This is a genomic window from Vibrio sp. Y42_MX_L11, assembly GCF_024181785.1.
Classification (GTDB): Bacteria; Pseudomonadota; Gammaproteobacteria; order Enterobacterales; family Vibrionaceae; genus Vibrio; species Vibrio diabolicus.
Genome location: NZ_JAMZAP010000014.1, coordinates 23,248 through 37,896, shown reverse-complemented (window position 1 = coordinate 37,896; position 14,649 = coordinate 23,248). Strand labels below are relative to the sequence as shown.

Below are 14,649 nucleotides of genomic sequence, written 5' to 3'. Positions count from 1 at the left end.
ACTCGATTGAGTGGCTTTTTTAAATAATTCATCAATTGGGCTTGAAATAAACCAATCATGTGATAATACACTTGTGTTAATTGATAAAAAAGGAGTCTTAATATCAAGAGAGTTTGAGGTTTTTGTAAAAGAATTGAAGTTGCGAGTTTTAAATCATGAAGATGGTTTTGAAGTTGATTTTAGAAGGTTACGCTGTTTAGAGCGTGGAATAACGAATAATTATCACGAAGTTTCCTTGCTTGTAGAAGAAGCGTGGAAACTTGCTGAAGAGCAATTTGGGGAATTAATTACTTATAATATTTCACACGAAATTGAAAAATTAGAAACCCAAAATGTTAAAGACTATATTGAATCAATGTTTAACCAGCATGAACTGCTGGCTAAATAACGTTATCGACAAGAAATCTTCGGTAAGTCTGACCATTTCGTGGTGTATTGCTTCGATAAAAGCTGCCGTTTCATCGACCATTTTTGTTCAACTCCCTGTGCTGCAATGAAAACGGAATCAGTGCCGTATTTTTTATTCAGAGAGTCAAAGACACTGTTAAGCTTGTCATTGCTTGGTTTGTCATTCAGTAAATCTAATTGTTCATTTCTTCTGTCAGAAAGATCGAGAAGACCAACACCGATCTTATAGTATCTAACCCCTTCTTTGAAAAGCTGTTCAGCAGCCTCACCAGCGACTTTTGATAGTTGGGTTATGTCGGATGTTGGGTAAGCGAAACGATGCGTAATTTTGAAACTGGCAGGGTTATCATCATAGGGTGAGGAAGAAGCAAAACACATCATCACTCTTGTTTGCGAATGTTGTTCTCTGGCTTTACGTGAAGCGATACCAGCGTGTTTGACTAATGCCTGTCTTAAACTATCAAGATCAGTGATGCGCTCGCCAACGGAGCGAGTTGAAAATATTTGTTGTTTGTCAGCTTTAACAAAATCCCACTTTTTGCAAACTTCACCATTCAACTCTCGACAAGTTCGCTCAACTTCAACGTTAAAATCTTTACGGATAAGTGCAGGAGGACGTTTCATTAAGTCATAAGCGGTGTTGATTCCCATAAACTGCATACGCTTAGATAAACGTCTGCCGATACCCCACACATCACCCACATCAATACTCTTTAAATGCTGCTCAATTATGTGTTTATCTTCAAGTAAACAAACACCGTTTAACTCACGGTTTTTCTTTGCAAGATGATTCGCTAACTTGGCAAGCGTCAGCGTTGTTCCAAACCCAACACAAACAGGTAAACGACACTCCTTCCATACAGCTTTTCTAAGCTTTTGACCATGCTCAATCAAACATGGTATAGCTGATGATGTTCTTTCAAATGATAAGAATGATTCATCAATTGAGTAAACAAATTGCTCAGGAGCGAAGCGACCTATGACGTTCATCATCTTTGAACTCAAATCGCTATACAGCTCGTAGTTTGAAGAGAATGCGATTACGCCTTTCAATTCACATTCAGACTGAACTTTGAAATAAGGGGAAAACTTAGGAATCCCAAGCTCTTTTGCTTGCCTGTTCGCAGCCACAATACAACCATCATTGTTAGACAATACGACGATAGGTTTACCACGCAGATCAGGTCTAAAAACTTGTTCAGCGCTGCAATAGAAGCTGTTAGCGTCAACCAATGCAAACACAGTTAAGCACTCAGCAAATAGCTTTTTCTGAACATTCGTATAGAGCCAACAACGATACCTTCAATTGTGAATTGGTCGTTTTCAGTGATCGTCACTGAGCTGTATTTAGAGTTCGCAGAGAGAAGCTGGCGGTTGGTCATATCTAAAACTTTACAGATAAACTCACCGTTTAAATTAGCGACGATCACATCATTGTGTTGCGCTACTGGAAAACGATCAACGATGAGTAAATCACCGTCAAAAATGCCAAGACCAGTCATGCTATCGCCATTGGCAAAACCAAGAAAAGTAGATGAAGGGCGTTCAACAAGTAGCTCATCAAGAGATAAATCAAGTTGATTATACTCAGCAGCAGGGCTTTCAAAGCCAGTGATACCAGCGCTTGCAGGGATAGGGATTACTTTCATAAAAACTTACCTGTATGTATATACAGTTATTATGATTTAGGAATCTACTTTGAGCAATGGAGTTTGGTTTGATTGGGTGAATATCAAACAATATAACATGCAATTGATGGATGATTGAATGTAGAAATGGGGTTGTATTAAACAGAGTTGAAACCGATCATTTTCACAAAAGCTCTTTACCGGATGATTTACATAGGCTTTTATGAAACAATTGTTTTGTTCTTGGTTGGCAAATACCCTTATCTGTGGGTTAAAACAGTATGTTGTATCATCATGTAAAACAGGAGCATCACTTATTAAGTGGTGAATTACTGATTTGATGTAACCAACACGAACGAAAGCAGGAAGCTGGTTCAAGGATTTAGAACCTATTTTACTATTGAGGAAGTCAAAAGGACGGACGTTTGGGAGGCACCATTTAACGACAAAAAGGTAATACTTATGAGTCAGGTGCAATACAAAGTTCCAGTATTTATGACAATCAACGGCAAGAAGATTTGTTATCTGATTGAGTACCATAGATATGTAGAGCTGCGTAATTTAGGACTGAAAGATAGTCAAATTATTGCTGATGAAACAGTTGATAAGAGGGCTGCTTGATGTCTTCCTACAACCAAGAACACTGAAAGCCACTCTTCGGAGTGGCTTTCTCTTATGTACCGTCTAAAGATATAATTAAGGCACTTAGATTTATTAGTAGGATTTGTGAGTTATGAAAGCAGAAGTTAAATGGGTTGAAGATTTAAAGTTTGTTGGTAAAACTGATAAAAAACAAGAAATTACGTTTGGTGCTGGTGACAGTACAATTGTTTCACCAATGGAAATGGTACTAATGGCCGCTGGTGGCTGTAGCTCTGTCGATGTTGTCGACGGTTTGAAAACGGCAGGACAAAAGGTCTTGTCTGTTAATGCCAAGCTAACCACAGAGCGTCGTGAAACCGCACCACGTATCTTTACGCAAGTGAATATCCACTTTGAAGTGTCAGGTGACGAGCTTGACCCAGAAGTCGTAGCAAAAGTGGCGGCTGACTCGCTAGAAAAATACTGCTCGGTTTGCTTAATGCTAGGTGAAGGTGTTGAGATGACCCACAGCTGGGAAATCGTGTAAGTCGACAGACTCCACAAAATATAAAAACAGGAAAGAGAAAAGTGCAGGCTTTTCTCTTTTTTTATTCCGCAATTCACGTACCGTGTGATTAATCTGAAAGTAGTAATTGCAGGTTTTAGGAGTCTCCCAGTGACAGAACTCGAAAAAATGATGTCTGGTCAAATCTTTGATGGCATGGACAAAGAAATTGACGCAATTAGAAGTCATGCTCTTCAAGCACTTAGAGCGCTCAATAACAATACCGACGAAAGTCAGCGCGACGAATTACAAAAACAGCTGTTTGGCAAAGCGGGTCTTTGCATTGTTCAAGCACCTTTCCATTGCGAGTTCGGTAAAACCATCGAAATCGGCGAAGAAACCTTTATCAACATGAATGTGGTCATGCTTGATGGCGCTAAAATTACCATCGGGAACCACGTGCTAATCGGTCCAAGCGTGCAATTGTATACGGCTTCTCATTCTGTTGATTACCGAAGTCGCCGACGTTGGGAGACGTTTTGTAAACCTATCACGATTGAAGATGATGTGTGGATTGGTGGTAACTCCGTCATTAACCAAGGTGTAACGATTGGTGCTCGCTCGGTGATTGCGGCGAACTCGGTCGTCAACCATGATGTGCCGCCAGATTGTCTATACGGAGGCACACCTGCTAAGTTGATTCGTCGTCTCAACGAAGAAGAGTAAGAATCGATAGTGATGGTATGATGACTCGCTTTACAGGCATAAGAGAATCATGCCATCAGAAAGGGATAATTCGCCAAGGAGTCTAAGATGTCGAACAAGACAGAAGTCCTCATGTGCCCGACATGTGGGGTAGAAACGCATCATGTAGTGGTGTTAGTCAGAAAGAAAAGTGGCTTTGAAGGCGATAAAAATCGCAACAAGAAAGAGTTCATCGCTGGATTTCTCAAAAGTGTAGTGTTCGGCGCCTTCCTTGCTTCTATGGATGAATTTGAACGTCACTTGATCTGCGAAAACTGTGGTCATAAAACCATTCAACAGTAACTGATAGTCTTTCTTTCTCTGCATAAGTTCATAAGTGCGGTTTGAAGCACTGGTTATTCAAATCGCATTATCCTCTTTTAGTGCTTTTGCTCTTCTTATGTTCCTTTCTCAAAAATGAGTCACACCAGTACACATTTTAACCGCTTGGATACAGGTAAATCACTGCTATGTATAATAAATTTGGTGGGAAATACGTGTTTCAGCTCGATGTTTAACCTCTGTTCTATCGACACGTTTTGGGTCCGTAAACACTTAAATTTCGTTTGCTTTATGTTATATAGAGTGCGGTTTTGTGAAATTGGTCACATTAATGTTTAATTTATAAAAAAACATTTAATGAATAGTAATTCACAAATATGCTGACCGTATGTGCTATTTAGTTTTGACTTATCCTTTGAATATTCACTTGGTGAATGCTTTGTTGGTTTTAGATTGACTGAAAGTTTGATTTTCTATTCAAACTTGTGAAGGGTTGAATAGATATATTAGAAAACATGAATTTGATCTTGTTTCTATCTTTTGTTTTAAATGCGAAATTCATTATTAACAACGGATGGTTTTGATGATTTCTCTTATGTGTATCCTACCAATTTTAGAAATTGAAAATTAAACTTTCTCAATACAATAACGACTAAAATTAAACGGAATGATGTTCTTATATTTTTTTGTATTTTAACTTTTACATTTTCACTCATTCATTTTAACTGTTTTTGTTGATTTTAAGTTGTTGATAATAATTGTCTTTTAACTTTTATTTTAATGGCGTTGCTTTGCTGCTTCTTTAATGTTGTGGTGAGTGGTTTTATTTATAAAAAGTCATTTTAAAGTACGTTTTTAAGCAAAGTAGAACGCGACAATACTCAGATAAATAGTATTAAAAAATTAAATAAGGATTTAACCATAAGAGTAATTTTATGGTTGATAGGTTTATTGGGGTTGATTATCTGAATTTTTATGGAATTTCATCCCAATAATCTGTTTGTCTTTAAGTTTATTCTAATAAACTTAATTCTCATGGAAGTTTCAAAACATGCAGCACACAACAAAGTGGATGATGACGCCGCTTGCAATGTTGTTGGGTACGCTGTTTTCAGCGCCATCATTCGCGGTGGAAACGAGTGTAATTGATAGCACTAGCACGCCTGAATCTACACAAAATGAAGGAGATGCGTCCTGTATTGTTTGTAAGTTTAGTGGGGCCGTTTACCTATCTTACGATACAAACATTTACGATAAAGACGACTACCGTTCTGTCCGCAATTTCTCGTGGGGAGGCGATCTCGTTTATTCCTTTTCGAGCGACACAAAAGCCTATTTTTCTACGGGTGGCTATCGTGCCCTAGAAGATGAAGTCGGCACCTACGCGACAGATTCGGTGTTGGGCTTGCAATACACGAACCTATATCGCTTTGGAGATACAGGGAAAATCGGCGTTGCGGGTCAGCTCACCATTCCAACTTCAGAAACATCTCGTAAAGATGAACTGCACACCGCGGTTCGTTTAGATGTGCCGATCTCTTTTTCAGCTTGGAGCGTCGATTTTTCGGTTTCGCCAAGACTGAGAAAAAATTTCCACGAATACAAAACCATGGGGGGACGCTCGCTGACTGAGTGGACTTACTCATTGTTTGCTGTTGCGGAAAAGTCGTGGGAATCGTTCGCAGTGGGGATCACGGCGTTAGGTGGTAACAGCATCAGTTATCAAGGTACGCGCAGAAGCAGTTGGCAGTATGAGGGGGCGTTGTACGGCACATACGAGTTTGATGAAAGTTGGTCATTGCTACTCGCGGCGTCATCAACGGGTTTCTATCAAGATGCAGAGCGAGGCACCTTGGGCAACATCGATTTGTTGGACCAAGAGAAAGCGTCTTACATCGCGACAGTGACTTACTCCTTCTAGGAAAATAACAACAATTAAGGATATCCAAATAATGTTTAAAAAATTGACTCTGGTGTCAGCAATAACGGCCGCACTTGCAGGCTGTGGCGCAGATGATCAGGCGTATGACTATGTCGAAAGAGATGCAAAAGAAGTCGCAGTAAAAGATCTTAAAGACGGTCGTTGGTTTTACGTTCCGACGACTGGTGCCGCGCCACGCTTTGCTCTGAACCAATTCCCATTCTTGCAAGGTTCACCTCGTTACGTTGAGCTTTGTTTTACCAAAGAAGGTCTGGAAGTTCGCAGTTACGATAAAAACTACCCAGACGCGCATCTAAGCAAAGATGCCAATAATTACTGCGGTGAAGAGAAATTTGTCGCAGACGACGACGGCGTTAACTTCGCGCAAGTGCTGACGATTCCGGGTGACTTTGCGGCGTATCGCTGTCAAGAAGACGCGCATGGTGATTGCACCAACAAAGAAGAAACCAACGAAGACGCAAGCCTAAGCTACAAGAAGAAAACCCACTTCACTCCTCGCCCTGAAGATCTTGAAATTGCAGAATTCAATATGGAAGATCTGTATGGTATTACCGAGGGCATTGATGAAATTGGCGCACCACGATTGATCTCGTGGGACTTTGACCCTAAAAACGGTCTTCTCAATTTCGAACTAGAGCGCACGTTCCGTATCGATTTAGATAATATTTCCGACTACATCAACTTTGCAACGAAAGCGAGCTTGGATGAGGCGCTTGTAGATGGCGCGTTTAAATCTCGTTTCTACTACTCGTTAGTGCACGAAAGTGAAGTGGCAACTGAAGGTTACCAACCGATCTTGTACCCAGTGGGTGATGAGAACGACATTGGTTTCTTCACCACGTCGACGAAAAAGCTTAACCCAGTCACGAATAAATACGATCGTGATGTGGTTTACCTCAATCGTTTCAACCCAGATCAAGGCTCTATTAAATATTATTTGAGCGACAATTTCTTTGAAGAGAAGAACAAGTTGTTCTTGGATGCAACGCTGCAATCGATCGACAAGATGAACCAAGCGCTGAATGTATTTGGGGCGGATGCAGGCAAGCCCGAAATCGAGATTGTGAACAAAACCAAAGAGGCTGGTATTCACCCAGGAGATCTGCGTTACAACGTGATTAACCTGATTGACGAGCCTCTAGCGAACGGTCTGCTTGGCTACGGCCCATCGGTTTCTAACCCGATGACAGGGGAAATTATCAAAGGTCACGTGAACCAGTACGCAGGCGTTGCAAGAACGGGGGTACCTTTCTACTGGGATAACTTGGCGCGATTCTACAATCGTAATCAGCTGGACTTAGATGGATTGGATCCACTGCCGACTAATAGTGAAACGGTGAAAACAGAGGTCGAGGATAGAGTTGAAGCCCTCTCGACAATGGCAGCAATAGCGAGCCTGAAATCGGATGAAAACATTTATGCGCCTTTCGTATCAAAAGAAGACATCGTTTCTGGCAAGGCGGCGACAAAGAGCCCAACTCAGCTAATGAAAAACTTCAATGATGATATGGAGTTTGAAAAGGTGGTTGAAGCTGAAGAGAACCGTTTGTCTTTCTGGGCAGAGAACAACGTTTATCCAATTGAAGCGTCGTGGGTTTCTTCAACTAACAAGGCCATGTTGGACAACTTGAAGTTGGACGACGAGCGTTACTTTGAGATCAAACTCGATGACGCAGGTAACGAAGTATCACGTCAGCTTAAGCGCTGGAAATACCTGCCAAAAGAGTTGCAAGTGAAAGCCGCAGATGCGATTACGGTTGCGACTTACAGCAATACGCTCGTTCACGAGCTTGGCCACAACATGGGTCTGCGCCATAACTTTAAAGGCTCAAATGACAAAGCGAACTACTACACGCTAGAGCAAGCGCATCAACTTGGTTTGAACAACATTCCTGCTTACAGTTCGACGATGGACTACGCGCCAAGCATGTTGGATGAAACGCCAACTTGGGGTCTGTACGACATTGCGGCCTTTAAGTTTGGTTATGGTCGTAAAGTCGAGACGATTCAAGATTCTTCAGGTTCAGCTCCTGCACCTGTTGCGAAACCGGCAGACAGTGCGAGCGATGAAGACAAAGCAGCATACACTCGTTACCTCGCTGATCAGCAAGCCTACCAACAAAGCTTTGCATACAAGTTTGGCAACAATCCAGACAACACATCGCTGATGGTGTGTTCTGAAGTGAAGGCGCTAACGGGGGACGAGAAAGGCAAATCACTCTACAACTGTGATTTCAGCCGATTCGATACCGCCGCGTTGTCTGATGATCCTGAACTGAATGCGAAAACTCGTTATGGCGCACTTTACTACCTAGATAAAGTGAATGAAATTGAGCGTAAGTCTTACGATTTCTGTACCGATGGGAACGTTTCTCTAAACAGCGACTGTAACCGTTTTGACGAAGGTACAAACCTAGAAGAAATTGTTTCTTACGAGTGGCAGAACTATCTCGATAGCTATGATCGACGCAACTTGGAGTTATATGGGACGACGGGATTATTCTCGTCCGATTATCCAGGTTACTTAGTGCGTCGTTACATGGAAATGAGCGCTATCCGTGACAAGATGGAAGATCTTGAGCGCATCGATAACCTGTACACCAATCTGGGTTACACTTCGTCAACGGATAAGCCGGGTGATTTCTTATTGCGCCTTGCTTCAAACCCTCAATACTGTAGCGAAGGCAAAGCCGATAACTCATGGTTCTGTGATTACGCGAATGGGGCGAAAAAATCCGCGGCGTTCTTCCTTGATATCTTGCGCACACCAGAGCATCAATGTGTGATAGAAAATGCGGCAGGCAACCAAAAAGTGATTTCTTTTGGTCAACTGTTAGACAATAACTCACACCAAATTCCGGCTGATTACGATCTTTCAACAGCCAGCTGTTTTGATGATTTGGCAGCACGCTTTATCGAAGATTCAGATGAGGGCTATATAGCTGTTGCGGAAACTGCGAATGGACGCTTCCTAAACTCAATTGGTAGCTTTGACCCGGATTACCCTTGGTCAAATGCGGTGTCTGTGTTGGGTAACTGGCCAGACAAAGCGCTTGCGAGCTATTTCTTAGCACGTCGATTCTCGAACCGTTTTACTGATGAGGTGAGCTTTGCATCGCTGCTTGATATCCCTGGGGTGCAAGCTGAATACGAAGACATCATGGGCAACATCGTGGCAAATGACGCGTTAAATACGCCAGTTAAATTGGTGGGTAAAGACGGTAAGGAATACACCAACCTAAAAGGTGTTACCGTGAACCTACACATCACTGAGCAAATGGAGTCCCTACCACCAATGCCTCGTGGTATTGCAAGATTCCTTGATATTGGTGCAGAAGGTCGCGGACGTGTTGGCGATGTCATCTTGAGAATGGGTGTGAACCAAATGAAGTCTTACGATTATACAGTGAAGACTCGTGGTCAATCTCAGTTTGATACGTTTACGAAGCAGCAAGACCGTTACGGTATCATCGCGGGTGACAAGGTTGAGTTTGTTATCGACGGCGAGAAGTTTGTGGCAACAAAAGCAAACAAGCTGGCTTACGACTACGCAAATCAACTGGTGACGTCCAAAGGTTACGATCTAAAAACGTACCTAGATAGCTATGAGCCTGCAACACTAAACAAGGTCGCAGAGAGCATCGATAGCGCTTGGGGGCCATTCCGAACAGCGATTGTCCCAGCGTTCCACGATCCTGTATTGCTGCTGGATGCGCCAATGGTCAACGCAATGAAGCGAACCATTGATGCGGATATCGCGGCAGGTGTGCTGTCGTTCAGCCAGTCTTTCATCAACTTTACGACAGCGAATGTGACTTCGGGTGATTTGGTCATCGATGCAACTTCGGGCACATTGAGCTACAAAGGTGGTAAAGCGCATGATGAGCTGAAAGCGTTCGAAGCTTACACTGATGCGATGCTTTTGATTTACAACGATCACGCCGAAGACATGATGTTCGCGGTCGACAATGTGTACGCAGGGTACATGGCGTCTTCAGATGCTGACAAAGAACTTTGGCTGAAAGATCTCAATATGATTCAAGCGTATTTGCGTGGTGATATCGGCGCTGTGGCTGGTGATTACTACAAGATGCTTGATCGCCTACCAACTGCAGTGAGTTTCCAGTAAATAACTCTTAATTCACTCATACAAAGGCCTGCAGCAATGCAGGCCTTTTTAGTCATAGGATTGATGGAATTTAGGAGTGAAAGATGATCTGTCCGTCTTCTGTTATCACAAGTGTCGCTTTGCTTTGTTCGATAAGTTGGGCAGCATAAGAAGGGGTAACGGCCTGCATATCACCTTTAGATCGAAGAGTTAAAGATTCCCACGCTTGATCTCGATATTTCCCTGCTTGGGTGTATTGAATCAGTACTTTCATAGCTTCACGCTCCGGTGTGGTTGACGTGCTACTTAAATTAACGATCTTAGATTGGTTGCGCATCTGTTAAAAATGAAACATTAGTTTAACTAAATGTACCTTTCCAAATATCGCGCATTGAGCAGAGCAATTTAGAATCCTTGTGATGGAGGGATGAAAAACACTCAATCTTTCGATTCATACTGCGCAATATAATGTTTGAGAGATTTGGTTTCCGCACTCTGAAACTCTTCATCGTGCATACGCAGTGCTTGGATACGGTCGAGGCGGAACTGGCGGTAGTCATCGCGCAATTCGCACCAGGCAACCAGCGTCCAGACTTTGCCCCAAAAGAACTGGCCTAACGGTTGGATTTTTCTCTCGGTCACCTGTCCGCTTTCATCTTGGTAATCCAAACTGACCTTAAACTGATGATCAATCGCGTGGCGCAGAAGTTGCCCTCGTTTGGCAGTCTCGGATTGGGTGTGATAATCGGGCACAATCAGCGGACAATCTTCCACTTGTTGTTTGAGCTTATCGGGCAATACCGAAAGTATTTTGGTGGACGCAGAGTGAGACGCTTCGGCGAGTTCAACATCCGACCAGGCTCGAACCATCCGCATACCCAGTTCAAGCGCCATCATCTCTTTTTCTGAGAACATCAAAGGCGGCAGATGAGAGCCAGCTTGCAATAGGTAGCCAACACCTGCTTCACCTTGAATAGGAACACCAGAACTAAGCAACGACTGAATATCGCGATAAATCGTACGTTCGCTAACTTCCATTCTTTCTGCGAGCTCTTTCGCTGTCACGGCGTAACGCTTTGCGCGCAAAAGCGTCAGTAGCTCAAACAGTCGTTCTGATTTGCTCATGATGTTCCTTATCTAGACCTACTGGTTGTTAGTAGTAGTGTGGCTGATTACTTCTCTAGCTCACTGCACATTTTTAAGTTGTGATGTTTAAGCTCGAAGCTTTCGCAGTCAATCATTGATAACAGAGGCTGAAATTCAGCGGCTTGCTTAAGCTGTTTTCCCGCCTGTTTGGCATCGTCCATTGAACGCCAGTAAATGATGTCTGTCCACACATCGTCCGTCGCTTCGTGACTGAGTGAGCGATACAAAAAGCCCGGCAGATTCTTCACAAACGTTTGTGACTGCTTGGCGGCGGCGATCACGTCTTGCTCTGTTGTGCCTGCGGTTAGACGAAATTGCACAGTTTCGATAACGGTTTCCATATTGTGATTCCTTATTGGTTTTGGCGGATTGCCTGTTGAGTTCCAAATAAGGTTACGCGGATGGAATGTCAGAACATGTCAGTAGTGAAATCTCACTCACTTATCATCAATATGGTTATTTTTCTGGGCGGTTGTAACGATCCCAGTAAGGTAAATCTGTGCCGAGTTTTTCGCTGATAAAATCGATAAAGGCTCTTACTTTCAACGGCATGTGCTTGCGTTCAGGGAACACCGCATAAATGGCGTGTTCTGGTAGAGAATACTCTTCCATCACCGGTTTTAGATTTCCTGCGGCAAAGTCTCTTCCTGCAATAAACGTTGGCAGTTGCGCAATGCCCGAACCTCTTAACAGCAACTGGCGAATGGCTTCACTGTTATTGACGATAAAGTTTCCTTTTGGAAGCACCTTGTATTCGCTGCCGTTGTTGATGAACATCCATTCGACGCCGCCACGGAAATAGGAATAGCGCAGGCAGTTGTGACTGACTAAATCACTTGGTTTTTGTGGTGTTCCAAACTCCGCTAAGTAATCTGGCGAGGCACAAAGCACACTTTTACAAGGGGCGAGACGTTTTGCGATTAGATTGGAAGAGGTGAGTTCACCAATACGGATCCCCAAATCAAAACCGTCTTTAACCAAATCGACCATTTTGTCTTCGAGGTTTAAATCCACTTCAATTTTCGGGTAACGAGCGAGAAACTCGCTGATCAAAGGCGCGATATGCAGCACACCGAAAGACATCGGCACGGTAATTTTGAGCCGACCTTGTGGAGAGCCTTGCAGTTCCGATACCGCGTCCACGCCTTGCTGGGCTAGGTTGAGCGCTTGAGAGGCGTACTCAAAATAGCGTTCTCCCGCTTCGGTCAGGCTCAGCTTACGCGTAGTTCGATTAAGGAGACGAATGCCCAAATCGTCTTCTAGTTGGTTGATGCGTTTGCTGATCGCCGATTTCGTCAGATTCAGCTGTTTGGCCGCAAGGGAAAAGCTGCCGCATTCGACAACAGCAACAAAAACGGGCAGGGAGGCAATCGCGTTCACATCAATCTCCTATTATCGTGAAGCATTTATTGTTGAGCACAAGGATACAATTAATTTCCAATTATAGAGATTATCTTCAAGAAGAAAACAATCTAGACTATGCACCAGTATTACGACCTTGATTTTGGGAAGAAGAAAATGAAGTACGATTGGATCCTGTTTGACGCTGACGAAACCTTATTCCACTTTGATGCTTTCAAAGGTTTGCAGCTTATGTTTTCTCGCAAAGGCGTAGATTTTACTGAACAAGATTTTGCTCATTACCAAACCGTAAACAAACCGCTTTGGGTGGATTACCAAGACGGCAAAGTAACGGCAGATGAGCTAAAACATAACCGCTTTACCGAGTGGGCTGAGAAGTTGAATACCACAACAGCAGATCTCAATAGCGCATTTTTAGAAGCAATGGCCGATATTTGCAGTTTGTTGCCAGGTGCAAAAGAGCTGATGGAAGCGCTGCAAGGCAAAGCTAAAATGGGCATCATCACCAACGGTTTTACAGAGTTGCAAGCAATTCGCCTTGAGCGCACAGGGATGACTGAGTACTTCGATAAAGTGGTGATCTCTGAACAAGTGGGCGTCGCAAAACCGGACTTAGGCATTTTTGAATACGCGATGCAGCAAATGGGCAACCCATGCAAAACGCGTGTACTGATGGTGGGTGACAACCTGCATTCCGATATTCTTGGTGGCAATAACTTTGGTATTGAAACTTGCTGGTTAAATACCACAGGCGCAAGTGTCGATGAGCGTATCGCACCAAATTACACCGTTGAGTCTTTGAGTGAACTAAAGAACATTTTGGTGGCGTAACCGAATCGGGTATTATTCCGCAGTAACCCTCAGAAAAATCAAGGAATAACCATGCCAGACATCAAACAGCTAGACAGCAAAGTCGTTTACCAGAATAAGTGGATGACGGTGCGTGAGGACAAAATTTTACGTCCGAGCGGCGCAGAGGGCATCTATGGTGTGGTCGACAAACCTGATTGTGCTGCGATTCTGGCTATCGATAATGGGATGATTCACTTGGTTCAGCAGTACCGTTACACCGTAGGTCAACGTTGCTGGGAGATCCCACAAGGGGCGTGGGAATCAAACCCAGATGCGGATCATCTTGAGCTTGCCAAAGGTGAGCTACGTGAAGAAACGGGCATGCAGGCGAGCGCCATGGCGTATATCGGCGCGCAGTTTATCGCATACGGCTTTTTGAATCAGACATGTCACGTCTACTTCGCCAGTGATTTAACGGACGTGGGCAATCAACTCGACAGTGAAGAAGAGGATTTGATCACTCGCGCTTTTTCTGTTGAGGAGTTCGAACAAATGATGATCGACGGCACGATCAAAGATTGTGTCACTATCGCGGCTTATGGTTTGGCGAAGCTGAAGAAATTCATTTAGTTATCCATGACGATTTTTTAATGAAAACAGCGGCCTAGTGCCGCTGTTTTTAGTTTGGGAGAGCTCGTTGAGCCATCGCTTACTCGTCGATTTTCTTACCTAAAATTTCTACTTTTGCTTTCTTGGTCACCCCCGCGACTTGCAGCGCTGTGCTGCCAACCGATTCATAGTTCAACTCGATCTTGTCTAATTTCGCGTTATCTTTCGTTGGTAGGCTTAAGCTTCTTGATGACATGCCTTTAGTCAGAACACCTAAACTGTCGAACGTCTTTTCCTGACCATCTTTCATGATCACTTTAACGCTTTTCAGATCGACCGTACCTTGCGTACATTTGATTTTGATGTGGCTGAAACGAGCGTTAGCAAATGGTGACAGTGGATTGACTGTGTCGGTTTCCGATTTAAAACTGACGGTTTTATCTGCAATCTTGTCCCAATCGTTGTCTCCAGCAACCGATTGGAAAGAGGCTACAGCCGCTAAAAGACAGAGTGCGATGGTGTTGAACAGTTTCATAGCTTT

The 14,649-nt window shown here is 43.4% G+C and carries 16 protein-coding genes; 9 read left to right on the top strand and 7 right to left on the bottom strand.

The genetic code is table 11. The annotated features are described in order from the left end of the window. The first annotated feature begins 10 nt into the window (after positions 1–10). Positions 11–388, top strand: coding sequence for a hypothetical protein (locus NL643_RS14830; protein ID WP_253644700.1), 378 nt, complete (start codon positions 11–13; stop codon positions 386–388). Positions 389–390: 2 nt separating this feature from the next. Here NL643_RS14830 and NL643_RS14825 read toward each other — a convergent pair whose 3' ends face one another. Together NL643_RS14825 and NL643_RS14820 are read right to left on the bottom strand one after the other, a co-directional pair. Beyond that, positions 391–1,650 (bottom strand): Y-family DNA polymerase, encoded by a 1,260-nt coding sequence (locus NL643_RS14825; RefSeq protein ID WP_253644699.1) that lies wholly within the window; start codon positions 1,648–1,650, stop codon positions 391–393. Between the two features lie 2 nt (positions 1,651–1,652). Then, the gene (locus tag NL643_RS14820) at positions 1,653–2,057 is read right to left on the bottom strand and encodes a LexA family transcriptional regulator (RefSeq protein WP_140279595.1); all 405 of its coding nucleotides are present in this window, start codon (positions 2,055–2,057) and stop codon (positions 1,653–1,655) included. 441 nt (positions 2,058–2,498) lie between these two features. Between NL643_RS14820 and NL643_RS14815 the strand changes: the two genes are divergently transcribed. From NL643_RS14815 to NL643_RS14790, 6 genes are all read left to right on the top strand, one after another. Beyond that, a complete protein-coding gene (locus tag NL643_RS14815) occupies positions 2,499–2,657 on the top strand; it encodes a hypothetical protein (RefSeq protein WP_253644698.1) in 159 nt (52 codons plus the stop codon). Between the two features lie 112 nt (positions 2,658–2,769). Then, the gene (locus NL643_RS14810; protein ID WP_253644697.1) at positions 2,770–3,165 is read left to right on the top strand and encodes an OsmC family protein; all 396 of its coding nucleotides are present in this window, start codon (positions 2,770–2,772) and stop codon (positions 3,163–3,165) included. A gap of 129 nt (positions 3,166–3,294) precedes the next feature. Continuing rightward, entirely contained in the window at positions 3,295–3,849 is a 555-nt protein-coding gene (locus tag NL643_RS14805) for a sugar O-acetyltransferase (RefSeq protein ID WP_005393677.1), read from the top strand. Positions 3,850–3,936: 87 nt separating this feature from the next. Then, positions 3,937–4,170 carry a hypothetical protein gene (locus NL643_RS14800; RefSeq protein ID WP_005393681.1) on the top strand — a complete coding sequence of 78 codons (234 nt, stop codon included), beginning with the start codon at positions 3,937–3,939 and terminating at the stop codon, positions 4,168–4,170. 1,030 nt (positions 4,171–5,200) lie between these two features. Next, positions 5,201–6,070: a hypothetical protein gene (locus NL643_RS14795; RefSeq protein ID WP_005393683.1), complete on the top strand. Its 870-nt coding sequence runs from the start codon at positions 5,201–5,203 to the stop codon at positions 6,068–6,070. Between the two features lie 31 nt (positions 6,071–6,101). After that, positions 6,102–10,220, top strand: coding sequence for a M66 family metalloprotease (locus NL643_RS14790; RefSeq protein ID WP_253644696.1), 4,119 nt, complete (start codon positions 6,102–6,104; stop codon positions 10,218–10,220). A gap of 70 nt (positions 10,221–10,290) precedes the next feature. Here NL643_RS14790 and NL643_RS14785 read toward each other — a convergent pair whose 3' ends face one another. From NL643_RS14785 to NL643_RS14770, 4 genes are all read right to left on the bottom strand, one after another. After that, entirely contained in the window at positions 10,291–10,473 is a 183-nt protein-coding gene (locus NL643_RS14785; protein ID WP_186585521.1) for a hypothetical protein, read from the bottom strand. 164 nt (positions 10,474–10,637) lie between these two features. Next, positions 10,638–11,324 (bottom strand): YafY family protein, encoded by a 687-nt coding sequence (locus NL643_RS14780; RefSeq protein WP_005374113.1) that lies wholly within the window; start codon positions 11,322–11,324, stop codon positions 10,638–10,640. A 47-nt stretch (positions 11,325–11,371) separates the two neighbouring features. Continuing rightward, entirely contained in the window at positions 11,372–11,686 is a 315-nt protein-coding gene (locus tag NL643_RS14775) for a hypothetical protein (RefSeq protein ID WP_029861917.1), read from the bottom strand. 115 nt (positions 11,687–11,801) lie between these two features. Beyond that, positions 11,802–12,725, bottom strand: a complete 924-nt coding sequence (locus tag NL643_RS14770; protein ID WP_006741275.1) for a LysR family transcriptional regulator — start codon at positions 12,723–12,725, stop codon at positions 11,802–11,804. Positions 12,726–12,863: 138 nt separating this feature from the next. Here NL643_RS14770 and yjjG point away from each other — a divergent pair, with 138 nt between their 5' ends. Both yjjG and NL643_RS14760 read left to right on the top strand, forming a co-directional pair. Continuing rightward, entirely contained in the window at positions 12,864–13,538 is a 675-nt protein-coding gene (gene yjjG, locus NL643_RS14765; RefSeq protein ID WP_029800868.1) for a pyrimidine 5'-nucleotidase, read from the top strand. A gap of 51 nt (positions 13,539–13,589) precedes the next feature. Beyond that, positions 13,590–14,129, top strand: a complete 540-nt coding sequence (locus NL643_RS14760; protein WP_253644695.1) for an NUDIX hydrolase — start codon at positions 13,590–13,592, stop codon at positions 14,127–14,129. A 79-nt stretch (positions 14,130–14,208) separates the two neighbouring features. Here the strand turns inward: NL643_RS14760 and NL643_RS14755 are convergent, their stop codons facing one another. After that, positions 14,209–14,643: a hypothetical protein gene (locus NL643_RS14755; RefSeq protein ID WP_005393700.1), complete on the bottom strand. Its 435-nt coding sequence runs from the start codon at positions 14,641–14,643 to the stop codon at positions 14,209–14,211. Positions 14,644–14,649 lie beyond the last annotated feature (6 nt).